This is a genomic window from Arthrobacter sp. lap29 (assembly GCF_032458965.1).
Classification (GTDB): Bacteria; Actinomycetota; Actinomycetes; order Actinomycetales; family Micrococcaceae; genus Specibacter; species Specibacter psychrochitiniphilus.
In genome coordinates, this window is the sequence record NZ_JAUCEK010000006.1 from 120528 (window position 1) to 146657 (window position 26130).

Annotated in this window: 27 protein-coding genes and 1 tRNA gene; 10 read left to right on the top strand and 18 right to left on the bottom strand. The window is 59.5% G+C overall.

The window, feature by feature from the left end; all coding sequences use genetic code 11:
- Positions 1-63: 63 nt before the first annotated feature.
- Positions 64-660 carry a TetR/AcrR family transcriptional regulator gene (locus tag RY113_RS11915; protein WP_110104402.1) on the top strand — a complete coding sequence of 199 codons (597 nt, stop codon included), beginning with the start codon at positions 64-66 and terminating at the stop codon, positions 658-660.
- A gap of 91 nt (positions 661-751) precedes the next feature.
- Positions 752-1399, top strand: a complete 648-nt coding sequence (locus RY113_RS11920; protein ID WP_110104403.1) for a hypothetical protein — start codon at positions 752-754, stop codon at positions 1397-1399.
- A gap of 206 nt (positions 1400-1605) precedes the next feature.
- On the opposite strand, the gene RY113_RS11925 is transcribed toward RY113_RS11920, so the two are convergent.
- The 4 genes from RY113_RS11925 to pdhA form a co-directional block, all read right to left on the bottom strand.
- Positions 1606-1974 (bottom strand): SPW repeat protein, encoded by a 369-nt coding sequence (locus RY113_RS11925; RefSeq protein WP_110104404.1) that lies wholly within the window; start codon positions 1972-1974, stop codon positions 1606-1608.
- A 106-nt stretch (positions 1975-2080) separates the two neighbouring features.
- The gene (locus RY113_RS11930; RefSeq protein WP_315914742.1) at positions 2081-3541 is read right to left on the bottom strand and encodes a dihydrolipoamide acetyltransferase family protein; all 1461 of its coding nucleotides are present in this window, start codon (positions 3539-3541) and stop codon (positions 2081-2083) included.
- The gene (locus RY113_RS11935) at positions 3538-4554 is read right to left on the bottom strand and encodes an alpha-ketoacid dehydrogenase subunit beta (RefSeq protein WP_110104406.1); all 1017 of its coding nucleotides are present in this window, start codon (positions 4552-4554) and stop codon (positions 3538-3540) included. Before RY113_RS11935 ends, RY113_RS11930 begins: the two co-directional genes overlap by 4 nt.
- A complete protein-coding gene (pdhA, locus tag RY113_RS11940; RefSeq protein WP_110104893.1) occupies positions 4551-5654 on the bottom strand; it encodes a pyruvate dehydrogenase (acetyl-transferring) E1 component subunit alpha in 1104 nt (367 codons plus the stop codon). The genes RY113_RS11935 and pdhA overlap by 4 nt, the downstream gene beginning before the upstream one ends.
- Positions 5655-5835: 181 nt before the next feature.
- On the opposite strand from pdhA, the gene RY113_RS11945 reads away from it, so the two are divergent.
- The 3 genes from RY113_RS11945 to RY113_RS11955 all read left to right on the top strand — a co-directional run bounded on the left by RY113_RS11945 (position 5836) and on the right by RY113_RS11955 (position 7586).
- Positions 5836-6306: an Lrp/AsnC family transcriptional regulator gene (locus tag RY113_RS11945; RefSeq protein WP_110104894.1), complete on the top strand. Its 471-nt coding sequence runs from the start codon at positions 5836-5838 to the stop codon at positions 6304-6306.
- Between the two features lie 123 nt (positions 6307-6429).
- Complete coding sequence (locus RY113_RS11950) at positions 6430-6834, top strand: DUF4383 domain-containing protein (RefSeq protein ID WP_110104407.1); 405 nt, start codon at positions 6430-6432, stop codon at positions 6832-6834.
- Positions 6835-6836: 2 nt separating this feature from the next.
- Positions 6837-7586 carry a hypothetical protein gene (locus tag RY113_RS11955; protein ID WP_110104408.1) on the top strand — a complete coding sequence of 250 codons (750 nt, stop codon included), beginning with the start codon at positions 6837-6839 and terminating at the stop codon, positions 7584-7586.
- A gap of 500 nt (positions 7587-8086) precedes the next feature.
- On the opposite strand, the gene RY113_RS11960 is transcribed toward RY113_RS11955, so the two are convergent.
- Positions 8087-9703 carry a cation acetate symporter gene (locus RY113_RS11960; protein WP_373366716.1) on the bottom strand — a complete coding sequence of 539 codons (1617 nt, stop codon included), beginning with the start codon at positions 9701-9703 and terminating at the stop codon, positions 8087-8089.
- Between the two features lie 39 nt (positions 9704-9742).
- Positions 9743-10111 carry a DUF485 domain-containing protein gene (locus RY113_RS11965; protein ID WP_110104409.1) on the bottom strand — a complete coding sequence of 123 codons (369 nt, stop codon included), beginning with the start codon at positions 10109-10111 and terminating at the stop codon, positions 9743-9745.
- Between the two features lie 184 nt (positions 10112-10295).
- On the opposite strand from RY113_RS11965, the gene RY113_RS11970 reads away from it, so the two are divergent.
- Positions 10296-11513 (top strand): sensor histidine kinase, encoded by a 1218-nt coding sequence (locus RY113_RS11970; RefSeq protein ID WP_373366715.1) that lies wholly within the window; start codon positions 10296-10298, stop codon positions 11511-11513.
- Between the two features lie 47 nt (positions 11514-11560).
- Here RY113_RS11970 and RY113_RS11975 read toward each other — a convergent pair whose 3' ends face one another.
- Positions 11561-12199: a maleylpyruvate isomerase family mycothiol-dependent enzyme gene (locus RY113_RS11975; RefSeq protein ID WP_315914744.1), complete on the bottom strand. Its 639-nt coding sequence runs from the start codon at positions 12197-12199 to the stop codon at positions 11561-11563.
- Positions 12200-12564: 365 nt separating this feature from the next.
- Here RY113_RS11975 and RY113_RS11980 point away from each other — a divergent pair, with 365 nt between their 5' ends.
- Genes RY113_RS11980 through RY113_RS11990 form a run of 3 tightly spaced genes read left to right on the top strand, consistent with a single transcriptional unit; the run spans position 12565 to position 15175 of the window.
- Positions 12565-13290, top strand: coding sequence for a LytTR family DNA-binding domain-containing protein (locus tag RY113_RS11980; RefSeq protein WP_110104411.1), 726 nt, complete (start codon positions 12565-12567; stop codon positions 13288-13290).
- Positions 13287-13679, top strand: coding sequence for a hypothetical protein (locus RY113_RS11985; protein WP_110104412.1), 393 nt, complete (start codon positions 13287-13289; stop codon positions 13677-13679). The genes RY113_RS11980 and RY113_RS11985 overlap by 4 nt, the downstream gene beginning before the upstream one ends.
- Positions 13676-15175, top strand: a complete 1500-nt coding sequence (locus RY113_RS11990; protein ID WP_315914745.1) for a cation acetate symporter — start codon at positions 13676-13678, stop codon at positions 15173-15175. The genes RY113_RS11985 and RY113_RS11990 overlap by 4 nt, the downstream gene beginning before the upstream one ends.
- Positions 15176-15237: 62 nt before the next feature.
- Here RY113_RS11990 and RY113_RS11995 read toward each other — a convergent pair whose 3' ends face one another.
- From RY113_RS11995 to rpsB, 6 genes are all read right to left on the bottom strand, one after another.
- Positions 15238-15837, bottom strand: a complete 600-nt coding sequence (locus tag RY113_RS11995) for a DivIVA domain-containing protein (RefSeq protein ID WP_373366676.1) — start codon at positions 15835-15837, stop codon at positions 15238-15240.
- Between the two features lie 64 nt (positions 15838-15901).
- The gene (locus RY113_RS12000) at positions 15902-16792 is read right to left on the bottom strand and encodes a phosphatidate cytidylyltransferase (protein WP_315914831.1); all 891 of its coding nucleotides are present in this window, start codon (positions 16790-16792) and stop codon (positions 15902-15904) included.
- Between the two features lie 470 nt (positions 16793-17262).
- Positions 17263-17820 carry a ribosome recycling factor gene (gene frr / locus RY113_RS12005; protein ID WP_110104415.1) on the bottom strand — a complete coding sequence of 186 codons (558 nt, stop codon included), beginning with the start codon at positions 17818-17820 and terminating at the stop codon, positions 17263-17265.
- A gap of 121 nt (positions 17821-17941) precedes the next feature.
- Positions 17942-18703 carry a UMP kinase gene (gene pyrH / locus RY113_RS12010; protein WP_110104898.1) on the bottom strand — a complete coding sequence of 254 codons (762 nt, stop codon included), beginning with the start codon at positions 18701-18703 and terminating at the stop codon, positions 17942-17944.
- 248 nt (positions 18704-18951) lie between these two features.
- Entirely contained in the window at positions 18952-19779 is an 828-nt protein-coding gene (tsf, locus tag RY113_RS12015; protein WP_315914746.1) for a translation elongation factor Ts, read from the bottom strand.
- Between the two features lie 156 nt (positions 19780-19935).
- The gene (rpsB, locus tag RY113_RS12020) at positions 19936-20823 is read right to left on the bottom strand and encodes a 30S ribosomal protein S2 (protein WP_110104417.1); all 888 of its coding nucleotides are present in this window, start codon (positions 20821-20823) and stop codon (positions 19936-19938) included.
- Between the two features lie 349 nt (positions 20824-21172).
- On the opposite strand from rpsB, the gene RY113_RS12025 reads away from it, so the two are divergent.
- Complete coding sequence (locus tag RY113_RS12025) at positions 21173-21784, top strand: M23 family metallopeptidase (protein ID WP_315914747.1); 612 nt, start codon at positions 21173-21175, stop codon at positions 21782-21784.
- Between the two features lie 31 nt (positions 21785-21815).
- Here the strand turns inward: RY113_RS12025 and RY113_RS12030 are convergent, their stop codons facing one another.
- The 5 genes from RY113_RS12030 to RY113_RS12050 all read right to left on the bottom strand — a co-directional run bounded on the left by RY113_RS12030 (position 21816) and on the right by RY113_RS12050 (position 26129).
- Entirely contained in the window at positions 21816-23030 is a 1215-nt protein-coding gene (locus RY113_RS12030; RefSeq protein WP_110104899.1) for an acyl-CoA dehydrogenase family protein, read from the bottom strand.
- A 162-nt stretch (positions 23031-23192) separates the two neighbouring features.
- Positions 23193-23266: transfer RNA gene (locus RY113_RS12035), tRNA-Ile, on the bottom strand.
- 70 nt (positions 23267-23336) lie between these two features.
- Positions 23337-24542, bottom strand: a complete 1206-nt coding sequence (locus tag RY113_RS12040; protein WP_110104419.1) for a glycosyltransferase — start codon at positions 24540-24542, stop codon at positions 23337-23339.
- Positions 24543-24600: 58 nt separating this feature from the next.
- A complete protein-coding gene (locus RY113_RS12045) occupies positions 24601-25488 on the bottom strand; it encodes a DMT family transporter (RefSeq protein ID WP_315914748.1) in 888 nt (295 codons plus the stop codon).
- Positions 25485-26129 carry a CDP-alcohol phosphatidyltransferase family protein gene (locus RY113_RS12050; protein WP_315914749.1) on the bottom strand — a complete coding sequence of 215 codons (645 nt, stop codon included), beginning with the start codon at positions 26127-26129 and terminating at the stop codon, positions 25485-25487. Before RY113_RS12050 ends, RY113_RS12045 begins: the two co-directional genes overlap by 4 nt.
- Position 26130: the final 1 nt, after the last annotated feature.

Here is a 26130-nt window from a genome sequence, read left to right on the forward strand (position 1 = left end):
ATATCCACTAACTGAATTTCAGGTTAGTCTGTCTATTCTGTGATGTCCAGCACAGGGAGAATAATGAGTCAACCACCGCTAACAGCCCGCACGCAGGCCAAAGCCGAGCGCCGCGGGGTGCTGCTGCAATCGGCCGCGACCCTCTTCGCCCAGCGCGGCTTCAACGGCGTGTCCATCGAGGACCTCGGTGCGGCCGCCGGGGTGAGCGGACCCGCCGTTTATAGACATTTCAATGGCAAGCAGGCCCTGCTTGGCGCCCTGCTTGTGGAGGTCAGCGAAGACCTGCTGGCCGGTGGGCGGGCCGTGCTCACTGCCACGCTCGAGAACGGCCCCTCCCTCCGCGCGCTCATCGCCTTCCACGTTGACTTTGCACTCTGCAAACCTGATGTGATCCGGGTCCAGGACAGGGACTTTGACAGCCTGCCCGACGCCGAACGCGGCGCCGTCCGCTCCCTGCAGCGAGCCTATGTTGAACTGTGGGTTGAGGTGCTGGGCAGGCTTTTCCCTGACCGGCCCATCGCCGTGCGCCGGGTCCAGGCCCACGCAGTTTTTGGTCTAATCAACTCCACGCCGCACAGCGTGCAATTACATGGGCACCCCGAAGCTACGGCCCGGTCCGTCTTGGAAAACATGGCGTGGGCTGCGCTGACGGGCGTCTGAGCTGCTGGCTCCGAGGGAAGCGGCTTGTTGGCAAACGCTGTGGCCGCTAACAATGGGCTTAACAACATATTGCGGCAACCAAGGACAAGTAATGAGCTTCAACTATTCGCAGCCGCCAACCCCTCAACGGCCACTTCACTACTGGCTTGAGTCGGAGGTGGCCAAACTCTCCCCCCAACACACTCCTTCAGCCCTCCGTGAGATGGCCTGGCGTTTTGGCCAGTGGCGCGGTTTCGCAGCGGCGTGCGCCGGAATTGGTGTTGTTGGACTTGGCATCGCCTGGCTGCTCGCAGTGTGGCGGCCACAGATCATCTGGCTATGGGCACTTCTGATCGTTGCTGCCCTTTTGCTCATGGTGCTGTGCCCACTGATATCCAAGCTCAAAATTTCCAAGATTGCCAGCGGAAAATCGCCCATGCTCTCGCGTGCGGCAGCGAGCATTTCTGCCGGCGTAGGCGCAGCAATATTTCTTTCAGCAATCTTCGTAGCTCTTGCCAGCTTTGCCCTGGATCCGTGGTTTCACATGGGCGCCAAAGGCATCACCTGCGCCGCAGCCGTCTATGCACTGATTCTTATTCTCATGACCAGCGTCTTTGTCCTTCCCGGATATTTCGCCCACTATGCACGCCGAGATTTCCGTCGCCACATAGACCAGAGCCCATCCCTGCGGACACAGCTTGAACACATGTCACAGACCTGGGTTGATCCGGTGGGCAATCAAAGCTTTGGCCCGTTGTAGCGTACTGAACTAGTGAGAACACCGTCCACACTGGGGATTGTGGAAGCGGTGGCCGGGAACGGGCTTTTTGCCATGCGCAGGTGTGAGGTGACATACCGGGCAGGCGCCGAGGCGGTGCGCGGGGGGGGCTTGTGCCGGGCGCTCAAAGAAACCAAAAGGGAAGCACCGGAGATTCCGGTGCTTCCCTGCCACATGAATTTGTTCGATCAGTGTGCGGCCACCCCTCCGTGATGGGAAGAGGTGTGTTCGTGCATGCTCGGCTGCAGGGCCATAACACCCGCGATCAATGCTACGCCTCCGGCAATCCATGACGTCCAGGCTGCTCCCGTGTGAGAGGAGTATCCGGCAATCCACGGGGAAATAAACAGCAAAGCACCAAGAACCATCTGAACCCACTCGCCTACCGGACGCCCCGGGCTCATCAGGTTCGCGACTCCTGCCACAACCAGCAGCACTCCCGCGCCAATCATCATGACCATCGAACTGCTCTGCTGCGTTGTCCACAGGGTCGAAAGTGCAGCAAATAGGCCTGCGATCACGGCAACATAATCTTGCCAGCGATTCCACTTCTTCATTGATACCAACCTCCTTATGAGTTGGCTCCCACAGTGGGGGTCACTTCAAATATACGTCCATGCACATTGCGTATCCAGAGCCGCAGGGTTGCATTCTGGTCCCTGTTTATCCCAGCGCTAAAGCCATAGCCGGATCAGCCATGATGGCACCCACATCCGCGAGAAAACGTGAGCCTTGTTCGCCGTCAACCAGCCTGTGGTCAAAAGATAAGCTCAGGGTCATGACCTGCCGCAAGGCAATACCACCCTCGTGTTCCCAAGGCATTCGGCGCACTGCACCCAATGCCAAAATACCGGCCTCGCCGGGGTTCAGGATGGGGGTTCCGCCGTCAATGCCGAAGATGCCAATGTTGGTGATGGAGAAGGTGCCACCAGCCAAATCGGCAGGCTGGGTCTTGCCAGCACGGGCCGTCTCGGCAAGTTCTCCCAGTGCCTGCGCCAGCCCGCGCAGGCCCAGCCTCTGGGCGTCCTTGATGTTGGGCACCACAAGGCCGCGAGGGGTGGCCGCCGCGATGCCCAGGTTCATATAGTTGAACTGGACCACTTCCGCCGCAGCCTCGTCCCAGTGCGAATTCAGGGCCGGGCGCCGCGCGGCAGCAAGACACACCGCCTTTGCGGCCAGGGTCAGCGGGGTGATCTTGACCCCGGCAAAGTCCTTCTGCGAGCGCAGTTTCTCTAAAAAGTCCATCCCGGAGGTGACGTCCACGGTCAGAAATTCGCTCACGTGCGGGGCCGTGAAGGCGCTTTGCACCATGGCTTGGGCCATGAACTTGCGTACACCCTTAATGGGCGTGCGCACCTCACGCTGCGCCAGCGGATTCACGGCCGACGGCACAGCCTCCACCGCGTCTTCGTCACCATAGGAATTCTCACCGCCTGAGTTCTTCCCGTCTGAGTTCTTCCCGTGGGAGGGCTCCCCGTTGGACTGATCCCCGGCGAAAGCAACAACATCGTGGCGGGTGATCAGCCCCCGTTCTCCTGTGCCGTTGAGCTGGTCTAAGTCAAGGCCCAGATCCCGTGCCATTTTCCGCACTGGCGGGGTGGAGCGTGGCCGATCCGCCCGGGCTCGGACGGTTTCCGGCGGTGCTGGGGCCGGCACAGGTGCAGGCGCTTGAGCCGATGGCGACGGTGCAGCGGGCGCAGCTGGCCTGATCTGCTGGGCGGGTGCAGCGGGCGCAGCGGGTGCGCTCAGGCGTTGGCGCCGCACGGGGCGGGCCGAGGTTTCCGGATCGGCCCCGTAACCCACTAGTGTGGGGACCCGTTTGCCGTCCGGTCCTGGGTCAGGGACCGCTGTCCTCGGTCCAGTTGTGCCATGGTTCGTTTGTGCCTCGGTGAGCTCAAAGGTGATGATGACCTCGCCCACCTCGACCATGGTGCCGGGTTCGTGGGTGATGTCCGTAACGGTGCCGGCGAAGGGTGAAGGTAGCTCCACCACGGCCTTGGCCGTCTCCACCTCGCCGATGACCTGGTTCAGCTCAACTAGGTCACCCACGGCAACATGCCAGCTAACAATCTCGGATTCGGTCAGTCCCTCGCCAAGGTCGGGGAGCCTGAATTCTGCAATCATGCCCAGTCATCCATTCCTGTGTGTGAGTTGGGGCGGCCAAGGGCGCGGTCTACGCCGTCGAGGATTCTGTCAAGGTCCGGCAGATGGTGCTTTTCCAGCTTTGACGGTGGGTAGGGGATGTCAAAGCCGGTGACACGCACGGGGGCGCTTTCAAGGTAGTTAAAGCAGCGCTCAGTGATGACAGCAGCAATTTCAGCGCCAAGGCCCAGCGTCCGTCCGGCCTCATGGGTGATGACGAGCCGGCCAGTGCGGCGCACTGAAGCCACCAGAGGTGCATAGTCAATGGGAGAGAGTGAACGCAGGTCAATGACCTCGATCGAGACCCCGTCCGCCGTGGCCGCAATGGCTGCATCAAGCGCGGTTTTCACCAGCGGGCCATAGCTAACAAGACTCACGTCGGTGCCGGCGGCGACGATCCGTGAGGCCCCCATGGGCAGCGCCTGCACCAGCGGTGCGTCTACTTCCACCTCTCCCTTGGCATGGTAGCGGCGCTTGGGTTCAAAGTAGAGGACCGGGTCATCGCAGGCGATGGCCTGGCGCAACATGGTGTAGGCGTCCTGTGGGTTGGATGGGCTGATGACCCGCAAACCCGAGGTGTGCACAAAGTAGGCTTCCGGAGATTCGGAGTGGTGCTCCGGTGAGCCAATGCCGCCACCAAATGGGACACGGATGGTCAGTGGCATGCGCACCGCGCCCTGGGTGCGAACATGCATCTTGGCCACTTGGGACACTATTTGATCGAATCCGGGGTAGATAAAGCCATCGAACTGGATTTCACACACGGGCCTGTAGCCGCGGTAGGCCAACCCCACCGCGGTGCCGATAATGGCTGATTCGGCCAGTGGCGTGTCGATCACACGGTGGGAGCCGAAGTCCTTCATGAGTCCGTCGGTGACCCTAAAAACTCCGCCGAGGGTGCCGATGTCCTCTCCGAGCAACACTACCTTGGGGTCTTCCTCCAGCGCACGGCGCAATCCTGCGTTGATGGCTTGTGTCAGGCTCAGCGTGGTCATGACGGGCTCCCTTGTACCGTGACGGAAGTTTTCTCTTGCTCCCCAAAGGAGTTTAGATACGCCAAGTAGTTCACTCGCTGCTCTTCCAGGAGGGGATGGGCGTCAACGTAAACGTGCTCAAAGGCAGCCTGCGGCGCGGGGTCGGGCAGGGAGATGCAGGCCAGCCGCAAGTCCGCTGCCACGGCGTCAGCCTCGGCCGCAATGGCGGCTTGAGCGCCGTCGTCGAGCATTCCCAACTCCAACAGGTAGCTATGCATCCGGGTGATGGGGTCCTTGGCGCCCCATTCCTCCAGTTCGGTCACGCCACGGTACCGGGTGGGGTCATCGGCGGTGGTGTGTGGCCCCATCCTGTAGGTGATGGCTTCGATGAAGCTGGGCCCGCCCCCGCTGCGGGCCCGGCGTGCGGCCCAACGGGTGGCGGCCAGCACGGCCAGAACATCGTTCCCATCAACTTGCAGCCCAGGTATCCCGTACCCTGGTGCCCGCCCGGCCAAGGGAACATGAGATTGCAACCCCACGGGCTCGGAGATGGCCCAGTGATTGTTTTGGCAGAAAAAGACCACGGGTGCCTGGAAGCTGGCTGCGAAGACCATGGATTCGTGCACGTCGCCTTGGCTCGTGGCACCGTCACCCAAATAGGCAAGGGCCATTGAATCCTTGCCATCAAGGGTCAGACCCATGGCATACCCGGTGGCGTGAAGTGTTTGGGCGCCAATGATGATTTGTGGGGTGGCCATATTCAGCTCGTAGGGGTCCCAGCCAATGTTGGTGTTCCCGCGCCAGACTCCGAGAGCGTCGGCCATCTTGGCACCACGGCAATAAGCCACACCATTTTCACGGTAGGTGGGGAAGATGAAGTCCTCGTCCTCCAAAGCACGGACCGAGCCCACTTGGGAGGCTTCTTGACCCAGTAAGGGCGGCCAGAGCGCCAGCTGCCCCTGCCGTTGAAGCGCTGTTGATTCAAAGTCGATCCGGCGGATCACCACCATGTCACGGTACAAATTTCGAAGTTGCTCCCCGTCAACATCGTCCACAAATTCATCCAGCAGCGCGTCGGCAACACGGATTCCCTCTGCGGTGATCAGCTGGTGCATGGTCATTTCGTCACGGCCTGTGGGCTCTTGGCGCAAATGGCTCAAAGTGCTCGCCTCCCTGCATTGTAATGAGGATGGTTCCTATGAATGTGACGATACTCACGCAAAGCATGGCGGGCAATATGAGGCGCAGAAATTGAGCACTATGCACTGTTGAGAAGTGATCCGCCGTGCTAATCTGCGCACTATGCCTACTTTGGATGAAACCGACGCACGTATTCTTTTGGCCCTTGTGAAGGATCCGCGCCAAACGGTGGTGGCCATGGCACAGCGGCTGGGCCTCTCCCGGAACACGGTTCAGGCCAGGATGGCTGCGCTGGAGAAGAACAACGTCTTTTTGCCCTTTGACCACCGCATTAGCCCTACCCTTCTGGGGTATCCGTTGACAGCCTTTATTACTGTGCATGTGCAACAAAAGAAGTTGCCCCAATTGGGTACGGCCCTGGCCAGCATCCCGGAAGTGATTGAGGCCCACGGCCTCAGCGGCAGGGCAGATTTACTGGTGCGGGTGGTATGCACCGGGGCTGAGGATCTTTTCCGGATCAACGGCAAAATTTTAGGGTGCGACGGCGTTGAACGCACCGAAACGTCCTTGGCCATGAATGAGGTGGTGCCCTTCCGCATGTCACCGCTGCTGGAACGGCACCGAAAAAAGTAGTTGCAGCTCCCGCCAATCTAATGCCCTGATGGCTCCGAAGGACTGTCACGGGTTCATTCAGAATCCTCTCAGGAAACGGCGTGCGCAACCTCTGCCCCGCCGTCAGGAAAAGGACAAATCATCATGCGCACTTCACCCAATAGATTGCTCGCCACAGTTTTCGGCGCCGTCTACCTTCTCGTTGGCATTGTAGGATTCTTCGTTACTAGCGGCATTGGCTTCTTCGCCACCGAAGGCCGTAACTTGATCATCTTCGAGGTCAATCCCCTGCATAACGTCATTCACTTGGCCATCGGCGCAGCGCTATTAATTGCCGGTTTGTCCTCGGTCACGGCCGCTAAGACAGTTAACTCCACGGTGGGCTCCGTGTACTTGCTGGTAGGCATTGCCGGGTTGTTCCTTCCGGGCACGGCCCTGAACATCATTGCTCTCAACGGTGCCGATAACGTCCTGCATTTGGGCAGCGCCTTGGTCCTGTTGGCCGTCGGTTTCTCTCAGGACCGCTCTGCCGCAGTCCGCACGGCCTAATCATGGCAACGCTCCAGCACCGCCCCGCACCACCCCTCGGGATGGGCGGGCGCAGGTTCGCCATCAGCCAGGAGGCAATTGCCCCGGCACGGACTGATGTAAGCGCCCTGTCCGCTAGTTGCATCGCCGTAGCCATGCTGGGCATAGCAGCCTTGGCGGCGGCCGCCACCTCGAGCCTGCTGACACCCGCCACCGTTGCGGCTGGCGGTGCTGGCGCGGGCGGTGCTGGTGGCGGCTTTGCTGACATGGCGAGCTTCTTAGCGTGGCCTGCAGGGATAGTATCTGCCGCCTACTGCTTGGCTGCGCTGGTCTACGGCTTTGTTTCATTCCGACGCGGAACTCTTCAACGCCCTGAGGTAGCGGTCCGAGTCCTGGGGAGTACTGCGGGGCTACATCTGGTTCTGCTGCTAGCTGGCTTGTGGCGCTTGCCGGAATCTGAACGAACCTTTGACGTGACCCTGGCTGCGCTGCTGACCTTGGAACTTGGCGTCATTGCTGCCCTCGGTTGGCGCCACAATGCCGCATTGCGCAAGGGAAGCTCAGCAAAGCCTGCAACCGCCCCTTCTGCAGCAGCAGTTCTTGGCACACTTTTTCTAGCATCGGTCATGGTTGCTGCAATCACCACGGTTGGTATGTCCGCATCCACCGCTGGTGAGCTTGCGGTACCGCATTCCGGGCACAGCGGCACCCACCAGGAATCAGTGGTACCGGACCAACTACAACGGCTCAAGGACCAGGGCCACCACCACTAAGCCCCACGGTAGGCGGTACTCGGTACTCGGAACAGTAGGCGGTTCTCGGAACATCTAGAACCGACCCCACGCTCCTGACTTGTGCCTTGTGCCTTGTGCCTTGTGCCCTGTGCCCTGTGCGCTGTGCGCCAGCTAACTTTATGTGTCAGCTGCCTTTACATGGCTCCATCTTGAGATGCCATCTAAGCCAAAGCTCAAGAAATCGCTCGGCTACGCCCGAACAATGGAGTGGCCATGCTGACTTAGCCGTTATGTGTAGCCATGCACGGAAGGTGCGATCCGCCGAAATCCACGGCAGATCGTCGTCGAACTTTAACCGCGGCCAAGCGGGCAAGCCTTCACTGCGTATACCCTCACCCCGAAACCTTCACTGCGCAAGCTTTCACTGCGCAACCTTCACTGCGCAACCTTCACTGCGCAACCTTCACTGCGCAACACAGCGCAGGCCCCGGGATACCTCCCGGGGCCTGCGCTGTGTTTGTCTTGTTCAGAGAAGGTGGCTAGTGATCAGCTGCCTTTTCGGCGCCAATGCCTGTCAGTGAGCGCACTTCCATCTCGGCCTGAATGCGCGGGTCCTCAGTGTTCTTATCCAAGACCGTGCCCAACCAGCCCAGGAAGAATGCCAGCGGGATGGAAACAATGCCGGGGTTAGCCAGCGGGAACCAAGAGAAATCAGCGCCCGGGATCATGGCCTTCGGGTTGCCGGAGACCACCGGTGAGAACGCGATCAAGAGGATGGCCGCCGCAAGGCCGCCGTACATGCTCCACAGCGCACCCTGGGTGGTGAACTTCTTCCAGAACAGCGAATACACAATCGTGGGCAGGTTTGCGGACGCTGCAATGGCGAAGGCCAGAGCCACCAGGAAGGCGATGTTCTGCCCGTTAGCCAGGATGCCGCCACCAATGGCGACCAGGCCAATCACAATGACAGTGCGCCGGGCAACCTTGACTTCCATTTCCGGCTTGGGCTCGCCTTTGACAATGACGTTGGAGTAAATGTCGTGGGCAAAGGATGCGGCTGCCGTGATGGTCAGGCCTGCAACAACAGCCAGGATCGTGGCGAAGGCAACGGCGGAAATGAAGCCGAGCAGCAGGGGCCCGCCCACCACAAAGGCCAGCAGCGGAGCCGCCGCGTTGACGCCGCCCGGGGCCGCCAGGATGGCTTCCTTGCCGATCAGTGCACCTGCACCGTAGCCAAGAACCAGGGTGAAGACGTAGAAGGCGCCAATGAGCCAGATGGCCCAAACCACGGACTTGCGGGCTTCCTTGGCGGTGGGAACTGTGTAGAAGCGCATGAGCACGTGGGGCAGGGCCGCGGTACCCAAGACCAAGGCCAGGGCCAGGGAGACAAAGTCAAGCGGGGCCTTGCCGTACTGGGCGCCCGGATTCAGCAACGCCTCGCCCACACCGCCTTCGTTGATAGAGGTCTGGACTGCGGCGTCCATGAGGGTAGAGAGATTGAAACCGTGCATGGCCAAAACGATGATGGTCATGATGGCCGCGCCAATGATCAGCAGGAACGCCTTGATGATCTGCACCCATGTGGTGCCTTTCATGCCGCCGATTAATACGTAGACGATCATGAGCACGCCCACCACGGCGATCACAATGTTCTGGCCGGCCTTGTTGGTGTTGTCCAAGCCAAGCAGCAGCGAGACTAGTCCGCCGGCGCCAGCCATCTGGGCCAGCAGGTAGAAGAAGCAAACCACCAAGGTGGTGGTGGCGGCGGCAATGCGAATGGGGCGCTGCTTGAGCCGGAAGGAGAGGACATCGGCCATGGTGAACTTGCCGGTATTGCGCAGCAGTTCCGCTACAAGCAGCAGGGCTACAAGCCAGGCCACCAAGAAACCGATGGAGTACAGGAAGCCGTCGTAGCCGTTGACGGCAATGGCACCGGTGATGCCCAGGAAGGATGCGGCGGAGAGATAGTCACCGGCAATCGCGGTACCGTTCTGGCCGCCGGAGAAGGAGCGGCCCGCTGCGTAGTAGTCGGCAGCGGTTTTGTTGTTGCGGCTGGCGCGGAACACCACAATCATGGTGACGGCCACGAAGCCAATGAAGATCAAAATGTTGATCCAAGAATTTTCCTTGGTTTGTTCACTGAGCGACTTCGCCAGCGGTGCAACGTTTAACAGAGCGGAGGATAGGCTCACGGGCTAGACCTCTTCCTTGGACTTGGCGTCTGAATCAATCTGCTTTTCCAGGCGCTGGCGAATGGCCGCTGCCTGGGGGTCAAGTTTGCGGTTGGCGTACATGACGTACCACGTGGTGATGCCGAAGGTGCTGACGAACTGCAGCATCCCGAAGATCAAACCAACATTGATGTTGCCCCACACCTTGATGGACATGAAGTCATGGGCGTAAGCGGCCAACAGGACGTAGGCGAAGTACCAGACCAGAAAGCCAATGGCTACCGGGAAAACAAAGTTCCTGTGTGATTTGCGCAAACTCTTGAACTCTTCCGAGTTCTGTTCCGCAATAAAGTCCACTGGACCTTCAGCACGTGCGTGGGCAGAATTACCCATGATTCCTCCTCAAGTGATGTGATCTCTTTCACTATGAAGTGTTTTTGCTCACGCCCTGGGGTGTATTGGGTGTTGTCGCGGTGAACGGTCTCAGACGTGCGCCGAACGGTAGTTTTCCTTTCAGCTGTCCCGCCTCACGCCACCGCCCGGGCCGGTTACTCTTGGGAGCATGTCTTCTCCTGTTCTGAGCGACTCCACGCTCCTGCTGGTCATCGCCATTGCAGCCGTGGTGGCCGCCGTCGCCGTTGTTGCTTTAGTAGGGTTCCGGCTCTCGCGTTCTTACCGCGAATTGGGCACCGACGCCGAACATGCAACGTTCGCCGCCCTGCACTCAGCGGCAGCCGCCGGTGAACAACTGCGTGACGGGCTGGAACCGGCCGGCGCCCTCAAAGCGAGCAAACAGTTGCGCGCATTGCTCAACTGTGCAGCCTTTGCCATGACCGACGGCGCCCGCCTCTTGGCGTGGGATGGGACAGGCACCACAGCGCGCGAACCTACCTCCGAGGTGGTCATGGCCTTGGCAGCAAAGGCACTGAGCAACGGCCGCACCCAGGTGGCCACGCTGGATAAGACCTTGCGCGAATCGCTGGGGCTACCCCCGGACGGTGAACTCAAAGCTGCCGTGATCTGCCCACTCAAAGTAGATTCACGGGCTGTAGGAACCGTGATCATCTTGTCCAAGTCACCCAGTGCGGGGCTTGTCCGGGCCACCAACGAGGTTGCTGCGTGGGTGTCCGCCCAGTTGGAGCTGGCTGAGCTTACTTCCTCCCGCACGCTCCTGGCAGAGGCGGAAGTGCGTGCCCTGCGCGCCCAAATCAGCCCGCATTTCATTTACAACTCGCTCAATGCCATTGCTTCCTTCATCAATACTGATCCGCAGCGGGCCCGGGATCTGGTGGTGGAATTCGCCGATTTCACTCGCTACTCGTTCCGCCGGCACGGTGATTTCACCACGCTTGCCGAGGAACTGCGCTGCATTGACCGCTACCTGCTGCTGGAGAACGCCCGCTTCGGGGACAGGCTTCAGGTCAGCTTGCAGATTGCCCCGGAGGTCCTGAGTACCGTCATTCCCTTCCTGAGCCTGCAACCACTCGTGGAGAATGCTGTCCGGCACGGTATCGAGGCCAAGGTGGGCAAAGGGCTGGTGCAGATCGGAGCCCGTGATTTAGGCGCCTACACGGAAGTCACCATTGAGGACGACGGCGTGGGGATGGATCCGGAGCAACTGCGCCTTGTGTTGGCAGGCCAGCAGGACGGCACCCATGTAGGGTTGCGCAACGTCGATACCCGGCTGCGGCAGGTCTACGGGGACGACCACGGCCTCACCATTGACACAGGGGTGGGCCACGGGATGCTGATCACCATGACGGTGCCCAAGAACCAGCCCGGACACGACGCCTAAAAAATCGACTCCGCACCGTTTATTTGACGCTACCAAACTCGCTGGGTTTAGAGCGTTGCTGCGAATGTTTCCGCCCCTGCACCGCTGAATTCGGTGACGGCCACCGGACGGCCGGAAACTGCCAGCAAAAGTGCCATGGCACTAGCTCGAACCTCGGCGCCGGCACCATGGCTGAACACGGTATCCGTAGCCATCATGTGCCACCCCTTGGCCAGTTCCTTCCCACCGCCCATCTTCACTGAGGTCTTCAGCTGATATGCCAAGGCCGTGGCAACGTTCTCAGCCGGGTAGTCCCGGTCAATCCCCAACGGGCCGCGGATGTCCTCCCCATGCACGAACGCCTCCACTAGGCGGGTGGCTAAAGGTGCCGGTGGAGAAGAGGTGCGCAAACGCACAGCACGGAACTCGGCGAGCGTCTCCTGCGGGTCTTGGGCCTTCTCCCTCGCTACGCCAACAGCATTGGCGCGGTCAAAATCAAAGCGAGCAGCCAGCATGTCCCGCATGAAGCTCAGACGGGTGGTTTTTGCCGTGTCCACGAGATGGGCCAGCACATCATGGACATTCCACCCCGGGCAGGTGGAGGCACTAAGCCATGAGGTGGAGGCCAATGGCTCCAGATCCGCAATCAGTGCTTGGCGCTCATCATGGACTAAACGCCACAACGCCACATCAGCTTCCTTCATCATCCCGCCATCAAAGCAAGCACCCGCAGCACATGTCAACACTTCAACACGGCTCAGCGCCCTACCGCGGTTAGCGCCTCTCCGCCTCCCCACCCCTCGCTTCGCTCCGGCGGGGCCCCTTCCGCGGTTAGCGCCTCTCCGCCTCCCCACCCCTCGCTTCGCTCCGGCGGGGCCCCTTCCGCGGTTAGCGCCTCTCCGCCTCCCCACCCCTCGCTTCGCTCGGGCGGGGCCCCTTCCGCGGTTAGCGCCTCTCCGCCTCCCCACCCCTCGCTTCGCTCGGGCGGGGCCCCTTCCGCGGTTAGCGCCTCTCCGCCTCCCCACCCCTCGCTTCGCTCGGGCGGGGCCCCTCGGCGGTTAGGCTTAGCCCCATGATCAATGTGCTTGTTGCTGACGACGAGTTGCCTGCTATCGAGGAATTGGCGTTTCTGTTGGGCCGGGACCCCCGTGTCGGCACCATCCACCAAGCCATGGGCGGGGCCGAAGCCCTCGATCTCTTGGCGGCACATGAGGTGGATGCCGTGTTCTTGGACATCCACATGCCAGGGCTGTCCGGGCTGGAACTAGCCGAGCTCATTGGCCAGCGCCCCAACCCGCCGGTCGTCGTGTTTGTGACGGCCGATGACGACCGTGCCCTCGAAGCCTTTGAGCTCGCCGCCATTGACTACCTGCTTAAGCCACTACGCACGGAACGCTTGACCCGGACGGTGGACAGGGTAGTGGAACTTGTGGCACACCCGGCCGCCGTCGACGAAGTAGAAATGATCACAGTAGACCAAGGCGGGATCAGCCGGATCATCCGCTTGGACGAGGTCAAGTTCGTGCAGGCGCAGGGCGACTACGCCCGGCTGCACACAGCCGAGGCCAGCTATTTGATCCGTGTCCCACTGGCAGATCTTGAACAACGCTGGGCCGAGGCCGGATTCTTACGTATTCACCGCTCCTATCTGGTATGCATGCAATTTGTCACTGCTTTGCGGCTCAGCACCGCAAAACCCACCGTGTCAGTGGGCAGTGCAGTTCTTCCTGTCAGTCGCAGGCACGTGCCCGTCCTCCGCGACCATTTGCAGGCCACCCGCGTGCGGCCCGCTCCGTGAGCCTTGGCCCCGGCCGCCCCCCAGCGCCCGGCAGGGTCCGGGTGTCAGCCCCGCGCACCCAAGCCCCCCATCTTCCCGCCACAACCTCAGTTTCACAAGAGGTTGCCGAACAATCGGCCGTGGGCGAGATCATGGTGCAGTCACTGATCCGTTCGCAATTGCGCCTTGCCTTAGTGGTGACCGCAGGATTCATGGCGTCCCTGCTTTTCTGCTGGGTGCTGGTGAGTTGGGTGCCATTCTTTTCACAGTGGCGCATTATGGGTATCCCCGCACCGTGGCTTCTCCTTGGAGTGGGCGCCTACCCCATCATCGGTGTCTGCGCCTGGCTCTATGTTCGTGCGGCCACCAAAAATGAGGCCCAGTACCGGGACCTTGTGGAGGAGAAATGAATCCGAGCATTGGCTACACGGCCCTGATTCTTGTCTCCGTCACAACAGCCCTTATTGGCTTTTACGGGCTGCGAGTCTCCCGGACCACCAGTGATTTCTACGTAGCTTCCCGCACAGTGCGCCCCTGGTGGAACGCCTCCGCCATTGGCGGAGAATATCTCTCCGCCGCCAGTTTTCTAGGCATCGCCGGACTCATCGTCATTTCCGGAATCGATGCCCTGTGGTTCCCCATCGGTTACACCGCCGGATACCTCATGCTGTTGTTCTTTGTGGCCGCTCCCCTGCGCCGCTCAGGGGCTTACACCATTCCGGATTTCGCCGAGGCCAGACTCGAGTCCACAACAGCCCGCTATGTCACAAGTGTTCTGGTGGTCATAGTCGGCTGGTTTTACATTGTGCCGCAATTACATGGGGCAGCGCTGACCATACGCACTACCACGGGGCTGCCTTCATGGGTTGGGGCCGGCGTCGTAGTAGTGGTTGTGGTTCTGACAGTGGTCACGGGCGGCATGCGCTCAATAACCTTTGTGCAGGCCTTTCAATACTGGCTTAAGCTCACTGCCCTAGCCGTTCCCGCCATCTTCATCCTCCTGATGCTGGCAGGCGAGGGCCCCGGAACCGTCCTGCAGACCGGCACGGAACTGTTCCCCCCAGCCGCTCCCATCACGGGCGATTCAAGCTACCGCACCTTTTCCTTGCTCATCGCCTTGCTCTTTGGCACCCTCGGACTGCCTCACGTCCTAGTCCGTTTCTATACCAACCCCAACGGCGCTGCTGCCCGGCGCACCACCTTGATCGTTTTGGGACTCCTCACTATTTTTTATCTCTTCCCCACTATCTACGGGGTGCTGGGACGAGCGTTTCTGCCAATGCCAGGAGCCGGGGAGTCCCCTGACGCCACGGTGCTACTGATCCCGGGCACACTCGTAGGAGGCGTGGCCGGTGACATGCTGTCCGCGTTGGTGGTAGCTGGCGCCTTTGCCGCATTCCTATCAACTACCTCAGGTTTAGTGGTCTCCCTGGCCGGCGTCATTAGCCAGGATCTCCTGGGGGGAAGCGTCAGGGGATTCCGACTCGCAGCCGTGCTTGCCGCCGTCGTCCCGTTTGGTTTTGCCATGATGACAGACTCACTGGCGTTGGCGGGAAGTGTGGGACTTGTGTTTGCATTCACTGCCTCCACCATTTGCCCACTGCTGCTGTTGGGTATCTGGTGGCGCGGGCTTACCGACGCCGGTGCCGTGGCCGGAATGCTCACCGGCGGGCTGCTGTGCGGTGCCGCAATACTTCTTGGCTCCGGGGTGGCGCACAATTCACCGTGGCGTGATGTGCTGACCCAGCCCGCCGCATGGACTGTCCCGGCAGCATTCCTGGTCACCATCCTGGTCTCCAAAGCCACAAAACACCGGCGCAGCGCCTCACTCTCCCGGTTCATGACTAAGCTCCATGTGCCGGAACGGCCGCTGGCACAAGAAAACCCCCGCTCACAGGCCGGTTGACTCAGGCTGGTTGAGCGGGGGCTTCGGGAAGTGCTTGCTTGCTGGGTGTTACTGGCCGGACTTCATTTGCCGGGCACCGGGTCAATCGAGGCCATGAGCTCAACAACCCGGTCAAGGAAGGCGTCAACTTGGCTTTCTTCATAACCGTCGGTTCCCTTTGCCGGGGCGAACACCGCACGCCTGACTACATCTACGCTCAGCTCGCCGTTGTCTTCGATGTAGACCAGAAGTTCACGGCACAGCACGTCCACATCTTCAATGGTGTAGCTTTGCGCGTTGCGTCTTGCCGGGCGGCGGAAGCGTTCCCCGTCGGGGCGGTGCAGCCGTCCACGCAGTACCGACGCCGTCTTGCCGATCTTCATCATCCACGCTTTTTCACCCTCAGAGGCGATGAGCAGTTCCTTCTCACGCAACACAAACTCGTCTTCAATCCGATCCATGGCCGCATCCACCGCCAGGGCGCTGTACCCTCCGCGGGCCGGATCAAAAGAGGCCGTACGCACGTCATAGCTGGTGATTGCCTTGCCCTGCGTATCAGTGTTGAGGAAGTAGGCGCGGGCACGTTCCAAGAACACGTCTACTTGCTTGACGTTGTATCCAACTTCCTTGGGACCCACCAATTTGAACTTGGAGTTGGTCCGGTGTGTTTCTTCCACAGTCACAGTCATTCCTTGAACATTTCTCGTTAGAGGTGCAACATACGCTGCAAAGCACGGGTTTCTAGAGTTAGAAACTGCCCAAAACAGTAAAGATCACATAAGCAACGGGAGCGGCAAACAGGATGGAGTCCAGCCTGTCCATGACCCCGCCGTGGCCGGGAAGGAGGTTACTCATGTCCTTCACACCGAGTTCTCGTTTCACCATTGACTCGGCGAAGTCTCCGCCAGTGCCTGCAAAGACCATACCCACGGCCAGGGCCAAACCAACCCACCAGTCTTGATCGAGCAAGAACACTGTTGCAGGAATAGCCACAAGGGTTGCTCCACCCAGAGATCCGGCAAAACCTTCCCAAGACTTTTTCGGACTGATCTTTGGTGCCATGGGATGTTTGCCAAACAACACCCCCACCAAGTAGCCGAACGTATCGTTTGCAACAACCAAAAGGAGCATGATGATCACTTGCACCACGCCGGCGTTCACGTGTCCAAGATCCAGTGTCAATGCGAGTGTGGGGCCGCTTTCCGCACGCAACATCAAGAAGACGAAACTGAGCAGGAACGGTATCCACATGAGGGTGAAAAGACCGGCCAGAATGCTCTTGACAGCTCCCGGCTCGGAATCCAGTGAGCGCCATAAAACGGTGGCACCGGCACTGGCAACAAGGGCGAAAAGGAGGCCCTCGGAACCAGCAAAGTAAGCAGCCGATGGCATGGCCAGGGCACCCACCATTACCGGGGTCAAGGGAGCTTTAATCCCTTTACCGGTGACGGCGCGCGTCACCTCCCAGACTCCGACGCAGGCGAACACGGTGGCCAGAGCTACGAAACCCACGGGGTAGAACAGTAAGGACCCCAGAACCAACCCCAGCAAAATGACACCCACAGTGATTGCTGCTGGCAAGTCACGGCCGGCTTTAGGGGTGCGCTGTGCTTTGGGTGTTGTAGCAACGTCAGGCATTGCTCCAATGGGGCCCTGTGGCACGGGGATCAGTGGGATACCTGTCACCGCCAGTGCCGAAACGGGCCCCGGAGCTATCAGGGAGGGTTCCATCTCCTCCGGAGCCACGGCCTCGGCATTGTTGGCCAGGGTGTCGTCGTTGCCACGCGCCGTCACGGCTGGCTCGCCTACCTGTCCCTGCGTCTGGGCGCTGGCCTGGGAGTCCCCGGCAGTTGCCGGCTCTTCCTGCTCTTGCGTCCCGGATTCAGTGGCAGTGTCCGTACTATCGGTTGCTCTCTCGGTGAGATTAGTTTTTGCTGCCGGACTGTTTTTGGGCACTATAACGGGAATCATGCCTGTCAGCTCAGCTTGGCGACGGGCTTTCCGTGAGGGGAATTGATACTCGGCTGGTGGTTGAGCCAACTTGAGCTCTGGATTTGACGCGGCCGGCTCCGAATCGGAGCCGGCCGGCGTGCTCTGGGGGTCCTTCATTAGACCTCGAGAAGCTCGACTTCCTTGCGTTTGAGCAACTCATCGATATTGTCTGTGTGAGCCTTGGTGAGCGCGTCCAGTTCCTTTTCCGCGCGGTTTCCTTCGTCCTCACCGGCATCGCCATCCTTGACCAGCTTATCCAGCTGTTCCTTAGCCTTGCGGCGAATGTTGCGCACGGAGATCTTGGCGTCTTCACTCTTGGTGCGCACAATCTTGACGTATTCCTTGCGGCGTTCCTGCGTCAATTCCGGCATCATAATGCGGATAACATTGCCGTCGTTTGACGGGTTGGCGCCAACCTCGGAAGAACTCAGAGCGCGCTCAATGTCATGCATAGAGGTCTTGTCAAACGGTGTGATGAGCAGCGTACGGGCTTCCGGAACAGCGAAGGCGGCCAACTGCTGCAACGGTGTGGGTGAACCATAGTAATCCACCATGACTTTGTGGAACATGGCGGGGTTGGCACGGCCGGTGCGAACCGCGGAGAAATCCTCCTTGGCTACCTCTACGGCCTTGTCCATCTTTTCCTCGGCCTCGAGCAAGGTATCTTCAATCACGCGTCTCTCCCTCAATAAGTGTGCACAACTTTTCCGCGGCACATGCCCACGGCAATCCTTCAACCATCCTACCGTGACCGGGGTCCAGCAGCGCCCAGCGGCCCAGCGGGTCCGGCAATATTTACGGGGTAACCATGGTGCCCAGTTCTTCGCCAAGGATGGCCCGGGCAACATTGCCTTCGCCCTCCATACCGAAAACCAGCATGCTCACGTTGTTGTCCCTGCACAGGCTGAACGCGGTCTGGTCCATGACGCGAATATCGCGGGCCATGGCTTCGTCGTAGCTGAGCGTGTCCAGCTTGATTGCCGTGGGGTCCTTCTTGGGGTCCGCGGTGTAGACGCCGTCAACACCGTTCTTGGCCATGAGTACCACGTCGGCGTGGACTTCTAGGGCACGCTGGGCGGCAACCGTGTCGGTGGAGAAGTACGGCAGGCCTGCGCCAGCACCAAAAATGACCACGCGGCTCTTCTCAAGGTGTCGGATGGCACGGCGGGGGATGTACGCTTCGGCAACTTGTCCCATGGTGATGGCGCTCTGGACGCGGGTGTCAACGCCTGCCTGCTCCAGGAAGTCCTGCAATGCCAGGCAGTTCATGACGGTTCCGAGCATGCCCATGTAGTCGGCACGCGAACGGTCCATGCCCGATGCGGAGAGCTCAGCGCCGCGGAAGAAGTTGCCGCCGCCAACAACAATAGCCACTTCCACCCTGTCTACCGTGCTGGCAATCTGCTGGGCTATGCCGCGGATGGTGTCCGGGTCAACACCTAATTTTCCTGCGCCAAAGACCTCGCCGGAGAGTTTCAACAACACACGACGGCGTTTGGCTGGCACTTCTGCGGGTGCTGCGCTGCTCTGCTCGGTCTGCGAAATATTCGTGGTCATGATGCCTTCCGTGGGTACAGGTACGTGGCTGCCCGTGAGCAGGGCTAGCCTGGTACCAATTGCCGGGGTGCCGTTGTTTGTGATGCTGTTTGCTGGCACCCAAAGCCGGTGCTTTACCGGCCCACAGGGGTGCGTCTAAAATCTTATCCGACGTTGCACGCAAAGAAGGGGCAACCGCAGTTTGCGGCTACCCCTTCTTCGTCACATCCGTCTGACTGCTCGGAGATGAGCAGCACAAAAATGTGGAGTTATGCTCCGACGCGGAAGCGTGCGAAGGCAACAGCCTTGACGCCTGCTTCTTCCAGAACAGCGCCAACACTCTTCTTAGAATCCTTGGCGAAGGCCTGGTCAACGAGGACCATTTCCTTGAAGAAGCCGGTCAACCGGCCTTCAACGATCTTCGTCATGGCAGCTTCGGGCTTACCCTCGGCCTGTGCGGTTTCGGCAGCAATGCGGCGTTCGCTTTCAACAGTCTCGGCAGCGATTTCGTCGCGGCTCAGGACCGTCGGGGACATGGCAGCAATGTGCACGGCTACGTCGTGTGCAACTTCCTGGTTGTCACCGTCAACGGCAAACAGTACGCCCACCTGTGCAGGCAGATCCTTGGAGGTCTTGTGCAGGTAAGCGTCAACGGTTGCACCTTCAACGCGGGCAAGGCGGCGGATAGCAACCTTTTCACCCAAGAGTGCGCCGGCTTCGATGACAACCTCAGACATGGGCTTGCCGTCAACATCAACAGCGAGCAGGGCCTCAACGTCGGTTACTCCGGAGGAGATGGCCGTGGCCAGCACCTTGTTGGAGAAATCGATGAAGGGAGCAGCCTTGGCAACAAAGTCAGTCTCGCAGTTAATTTCAACCATGACGCCAACACCGTTTTCAACGGCTGCGGCAACCAGGCCTTCAGCAGTGGAGCGGCCTTCACGCTTGGTGGCGCCCTTGAGGCCCTTGATGCGGATGAGCTCCATGGCCTTATCGGCGTCGCCGTTTGCCTCGTCGAGAGCCTTCTTGACGTCCATCATTCCAGCGCCTGTGCGCTCGCGCAGAGCCTTAATATCAGCGGCGGTGTAGTTCGCCATATGAACCCCTCAGTGTAGATGTTTGAGTATATAAATCTGTGATAGGCCAGTTCTGGCAGGACCGCTGCGCTTTGTCAGCGGTGCGATCCTGCCAGTATCCGGTGCCTTAGGTGGTAGCCCTGAGGGTAAATCCTTCAGGGCTACCGGGAAAAGTTTTTACTTTTCGGTTGCGTCTTCGGCAGGTGCCTCAACTACGGCTTCGGCAGCGGCTTCAGCCGGTGCTTCTACAACAGCTTCAACCGGTGCTTCAACAACGGCTTCGGCCGGAGCGGCAGCCTTGTCGCCTTCGAGGAGTTCGCGCTCCCACTCAGCCAAGGGCTCAGCGGGTGCTTCTGCGTTGCCGGTTGCCTTGTTGTTGCGGGCGATCAGGCCTTCTGCAACAGCATCGGCGATAACGCGGGTCAACAGCGCAACGGAGCGGATGGCGTCGTCGTTACCCGGGATCGGGAAATCAACTTCGTCAGGGTTGCAGTTGGAGTCCAAGATGGCAACAACTGGGATGTTCAGCTTGTGTGCCTCGTCGATGGCGAGGTGTTCCTTCGGTGTGTCAACAACCCAGAGCACGGACGGTGCCTTGGTCAGGTTGCGGATACCACCGAGGTTGGTCTGCAGCTTGGTGAGTTCACGCTTGAGGAGCAAGAGCTCCTTCTTGGTGTGGCCCGAGGAAGCAACGTCTTCGAAGTTGATCTCTTCGAGTTCCTTCATGCGAGCAATACGCTTGGAAACCGTCTGGAAGTTGGTGAGCATACCGCCCAACCAGCGCTGGTTTACGTAAGGCATGCCAACACGGGTGGCCTGCTCTGCGATGGCTTCCTGAGCCTGCTTCTTGGTACCGACGAAGAGTACGGTTCCGCCGTGTGCAACGGTGGTCTTCGTGAACTCGTACGCCCGGTCAATGAAGGACAGTGACTGCTGCAGGTCAATGATGTAGATGCCGTTGCGCTCCGTGAGGATGAATCGCTTCATCTTCGGGTTCCAACGGCGGGTCTGGTGTCCAAAGTGGACGCCGCTGTCAAGCAGCTGGCGCATTGTTACGACGGGCATGCCGACGCTCCTTATTAGTTATTTACGGTTATTTAGCCTTGGGTTTCGCACCGGTTCCCCGAACTTTTCCCTCTGCTCCTGGCACCCATCGTGCTGTCCATGAACCACCGCAAGGTGGACCGTATGGGCACAATCCTTTTGCAGGATTCAAGAAAAATCTTGAATACCTCATCAGGGTGGGGTGCGCGTAGTCAGTGCACAAACAGTGCACTGCTCTGTCAATGCTACTACAGCGCCGCGTTGGTGACTTACCACTTTCACTCCCCCACAGCCCCACTTCTCGGCGGGTCAGCCACATTGAACGCCTGTCTCCTTTTAGTAGGGAGTACTGTTGGCGCACGCTGGGAGGATGAACTTGTTTTCGCGCCGAATCTCACTGCTTCTAGCGGTGCTGCTATCCATCGCACTATTGCCTGGACCGGCACCCGGCGCGCTGGCCGCATCCACCCTGGCTTCATCCGAGGCGAGGGCTTCAGCCGGCGCACAGCTTGGGAACGGACCGCCTCGCACCACCTCGGCCACTCCCCTACCTGTTTCCCTCGCCTGGGGTTGGCCGCTGGCGGGGAAACCGGAGGTGATTCACATTTTTGATCCACCGCCACACCCGTGGCTCAGCGGCCACCGGGGTGTGGACTTGGCCGCTGAGCAGGGCGCAGAAGTGCTGGCACCCACCGAAGGGGTGGTGAGTTTCTCCGGCGTCGTGGTTACGAGAGCGGTCCTCACCCTTGCCACAGAAGATGGTTTGCGGCTGAGTTTCGAACCCGTCACGTCCCCACTAAAGGTAGGTGACGCCGTCGCACGAGGGCAGCAGTTGGGAACCATGGAAGGGCCTACGCATTGCGAGAGCTCACCGGCTCATTCTTGCCTGCATTGGGGTGTGCGGCGCGGGGATGACTATCTAAATCCCTTGCAATTCATCCTGGACCTGCGCCCGTCGGTACTGCTGCCGCTGGCGCCATGACCCGGTGCGTCCATGGAGTCAAACAAGAAGGTTAGACGATGGCGGATATTCCCGTAATGGCGCGCCCGGTAACAAGGGTATTGATCTCGTAGGTGCCCTCGTAGGAGTAGATGGCTTCAGAGTCGGCGAAGATTTTGGCGATCTCGTAGTCAGAAACGATCCCGTTGCCGCCAAAGAGGCTACGTCCCATGGCCACGGTTTCGCGCATGCGCGCAGTGGTGAACGCCTTGGCGAGCGCTGACTGTTCATCCTTGGCCTGGCCCAAGTCCTCAAGCTGTGAGAGGCGGACCATCATGCCGGTGGAAGCCACCGTGTTGCCAAGCATCTTCACGAGCTGGTCCTGCACCATTTGGAAGGAGGCAATGGGCCGGCCAAATTGTTCACGCTCAACCGCATAACGCCGGGTCACGTCAAAAGCGGCCATCTGCTGCCCCACGGCCTGCCAGGCGACGGCGAGGCGGGTGACCTTCAAGACCTTGTTGGTGTCGCGGAAACTGTTACCGCCAGCCAGCTTATAGTCATGCGGCACCACTACGTTTTCCAACACGATGTCCGCGTTCTGCACGGTGCGCAGGGCCGTCTTGTTTTCAATCTTGCTGGCGCTGTAGCCGGGGAGTGTGGTGTCAACCAGGAATGCCTTGACCTGGTTATCCGCAACGTCGCGGGCATAGATGACCACCCAGTCGGAGAATGTTGCGTTGCCAATCCAGCGTTTGGCGCCGTTGAGTATCCAGTTATCACCATCACGCACAGCCGTGGTCCGGGTGCCGCCAGCAACATCGGAGCCACCCAGGGGTTCTGTGAGCCCAAACGCGCCTATCTTCTTCAGGGAGTAAATATCCGGCAGCCAGGCATCCTTTTGCTCCTGTGATGCCAGCGCCTCAATGGAACCGGTGAACAAGCCGTCATGGACTCCCATGAAAGTGGCAATGGAAGCATCGGCTCGAGTGAACTCCGCATGGGCAAGGCCTGCAAACACGTTTGAATACCCTTGGCGATGAACGGGGCTCATCATATCCAGCTCGGCCAGCTTCGGGATGATCTCCATGGGAAATTCGGCGCGGTTCCAGCAGTCTGTGGCAATGGGCTTGACTTCCCGTGCCAGGAAGTCCCGGATTTCATGGAGGCGTGCGAGTTCCTTCGCGGTGAGCATTTGCTCAAACCCATAGAAGTCACCATCGGCGTAGGGGAGGTTGTTGATATCTACTGCAGCCTTGGACACGGGATTTCCTTTGCTTGTACTCATCGTTGGATAACTGGCTGTCTGGCCAAAACCAAACATGTTACTCGTCAGTAACTTACCTTAGTTCGGGTGGCCTCGGCAACACGAATATCCCCGGTTTTCACGCCGGTTAAACAAAAAACAGGCCAGAACCCCCGAAAGGGTCCTGGCCTGTGATGTTACATGTAGGGCCACTCGGACTTGAACCGAGGACCTTAGGATTATGAGTCCCGCGCTCTAACCAGCTGAGCTATGGCCCCATGTAAGGTGCTTTGCCAAGAAAAATTCATTCCGCGGAAAAGCACTCCTACGATCTTAGAGGATCACGGGCTAAACTGCGTGATCCTCGTAGCTTCCGCCACGATAAATATCTTCAAAGGTGTCCAGTGTTTTGCTCAGCCCGTGACGAGCCACCATCGCATGGCTTGCTTCTCCCATGGCAGCACGCTCTTGTGGCGGCAAACTCATGACCTTGGTGATTTTCGCCGCCAAATCGTCGCTGTCGTTGGGTATGAACAAGTAGCCGTTGACTCCTTCATCTACCAGATGAGGCAAAGCCATGGCGTTAGCCAGGATCACAGGGGTGGAGGCGCTCATGGCTTCCAGTGTCACAAGCGACTGCAATTCTGCTGTCCCTGGCATGACAAAGAGATCGGCTTTGAGGTAGATCTCACGCAATTCCTCGTCACTGATCAGGCCCGTAAACGTCACCCGCGAGGACAGCCCCAACTTCTCCACCTGTGCCTTGAGCGCATTCTTGACTTCACCTCCGCCCACCACAACCAGGTGCAGGTCCAGCTCGGCAGGCGTCTTGGCAACCGCGTCGATGAGGACATCAATGTGCTTTTCTTCGGCCAACCGCCCTACAAAGGCAAGGGTAGGGTACGGATTGCGGGGCGCTGTTTCACCCTCGGCCAGCTCATAGTTGCCCGACTCAATACCGTTGGACAACGGCAGCACCTTGCGCAGGAACGCGTGCTCATGCATGGCCTTTGCAGCCAGCGGTGTGGGTGTTGTGACAACATCGGCCTGGCTCATGACCTTGCCCATGTCCCGCCAGGAAACCCGGCCCACAATGTTCTTGAACCACTGCGGGAACGGCAGGAAGGGGTTGAGGTTTTCCGGCATGAAGTGGTTGGTAGCCACAATGCGGATGCCCCGGCGTGCAGCCTCGTAGACTACGTGCTCGCCAATCATGTAGTGGCTTTGTACGTGCACCACATCGGGCTTGATCACGTCAAAAAGTGCCTTAATGTCCCTCTTGATCTCCCAAGGCAGGCACACGCGAAAGTATTCGTGGGTGGGAACTGGCCGTGAGCGCAGCCGGTGAACCGTGGCTTCTGGGCGCTTCTGCGTAAACATGGGCCCACCATCTTCACGGCATGCCATGACGTGTACGTCGTGGCCCCTCGCCGTCATCCCTGTCGCCAGGCGGAGACAGAACTGTGCCGCCCCGTTAATGTGGGGCGGGTAAGTGTCTGCCGCGATCAAGATGGTCAGCGGCTTTTGGGCGCTTTCGCTCGAAGTTGATGACACTGATAAAGCTCCTGGTGGATTCTTGACTGGCCCGCGGGCTGGCTCATTGTTGAGGTTGCTATTTCTTTGCAGCTCGACGCCGTTTCACAACATCCGGGTGGTGTCTTGACAACGCGATAACCCCTACGATAGCAAGTATCGCCGCTCCAGCCATGGCAATCGCCAGCACGGCGGGTACATCGTCACGAAGCTCACCCAAAATGGTAATTCCAATGGCAATTCCCACAATGGGGTCGATGACCGTCAACCCGGCAATCACTAATTCTGGAGGACCGTTGGCGTAGGCGCTCTGGACGAACCAGCTGCCCAGTCCTCCTGCCACCGCAATGGCGATCAGTGAATACCATTGGACGTTGAGTAGGAAAAGCCCGTTCGGATCGAAGATCTGTTTAGAAATAATGCGGGTTAGAACTGCCACAAAACCAAAGAGCATGCCCGAGCCGACAATGTAAAAGAATGACTTCAGACGCCGCTTGAACAAAATGAAGGTTCCGCCGAAGATGGAGACAACCACGGCTAGGAGCGTCACAACAGTCAGTTCCTCTGTTGCGGTGACGTGCGTATTCTCGCGCACGGCGTTGACCGCCAGAAGGACAAACAGGGCACTACCGGCAACGCAGGCGGTGATGGAAACCACCGTTGCCCGGTTGAGCCGGATGCCTTCCTCACGGGAGTTCACAATAGTGGTGATGACCAGGGCTATTGCCCCGATGGGTTGCACCACTGTCAACGTTCCAAGTGTCAGTGCCACCACATTCAAAGCGGTGCCAATACCTAGTAGAATCAGGCCCAATACCCACCGCGGATTGGTCAGCAGACGCAGGAAACCTGAGCCTCCAAGTGTCAGTCCACCCGTGTTGCTTTTCACGGCACTGCCTTGACGCTGAGCTCCAAAAGCGAGGAAAAAAGCACCCGCCACGGCGCACAACACGGCAATCCACATCATGGTCTGCCCAGTCCTGAGGCATGGCTGCCATCACCCTGTGCGTCTGCGGGGTGATGCAGTTCTCGGTGTTTACTCACAACAGCCACCATGTAGCGGCTGAACGCGATCACGTGCATCACCATGCCGGCGAAAAGGATCAGCCACGCCAAGACAAAGGTAAATTCGGAATCCAGGGCCTTGGCCAGCAGCAGCATGGGCGTACCCACCATGAGCGCGGCGGTCCGCGTCTTGCCCAGCATGGTGACCTTGAGATCAGCGTCTCCACGGAAGAAGTACAGCGTTACTGCCAGCAGTACCACGTCTGGAATCACCAACAGCAGCAGCAGCCACAGGGGCAAGATGTCCGCCAACACCAGCGTAATGGTGACCGCTACCAGGGCAACCCTGTCCGCGAGAGGGTCCATGATCCGGCCCAGCTGAGAGGTTTGGTGCAGTTTGCGGGCAACATAGCCGTCAATCCAGTCAGTGCAGCCCATCATGGCCAGGACAAAGACGCCCCATCCGTACTCTTCGCGGGCTAGGACCAGCCACACAAACAGGGGCGTGCCAAGGAAACGGACCACCGTGATCAGATTGGGAATGGTGAGGATGGCGTTGGAAGCGTCCATGTTTGTTGGCGCACGTTCAGCCAAGACACTCACC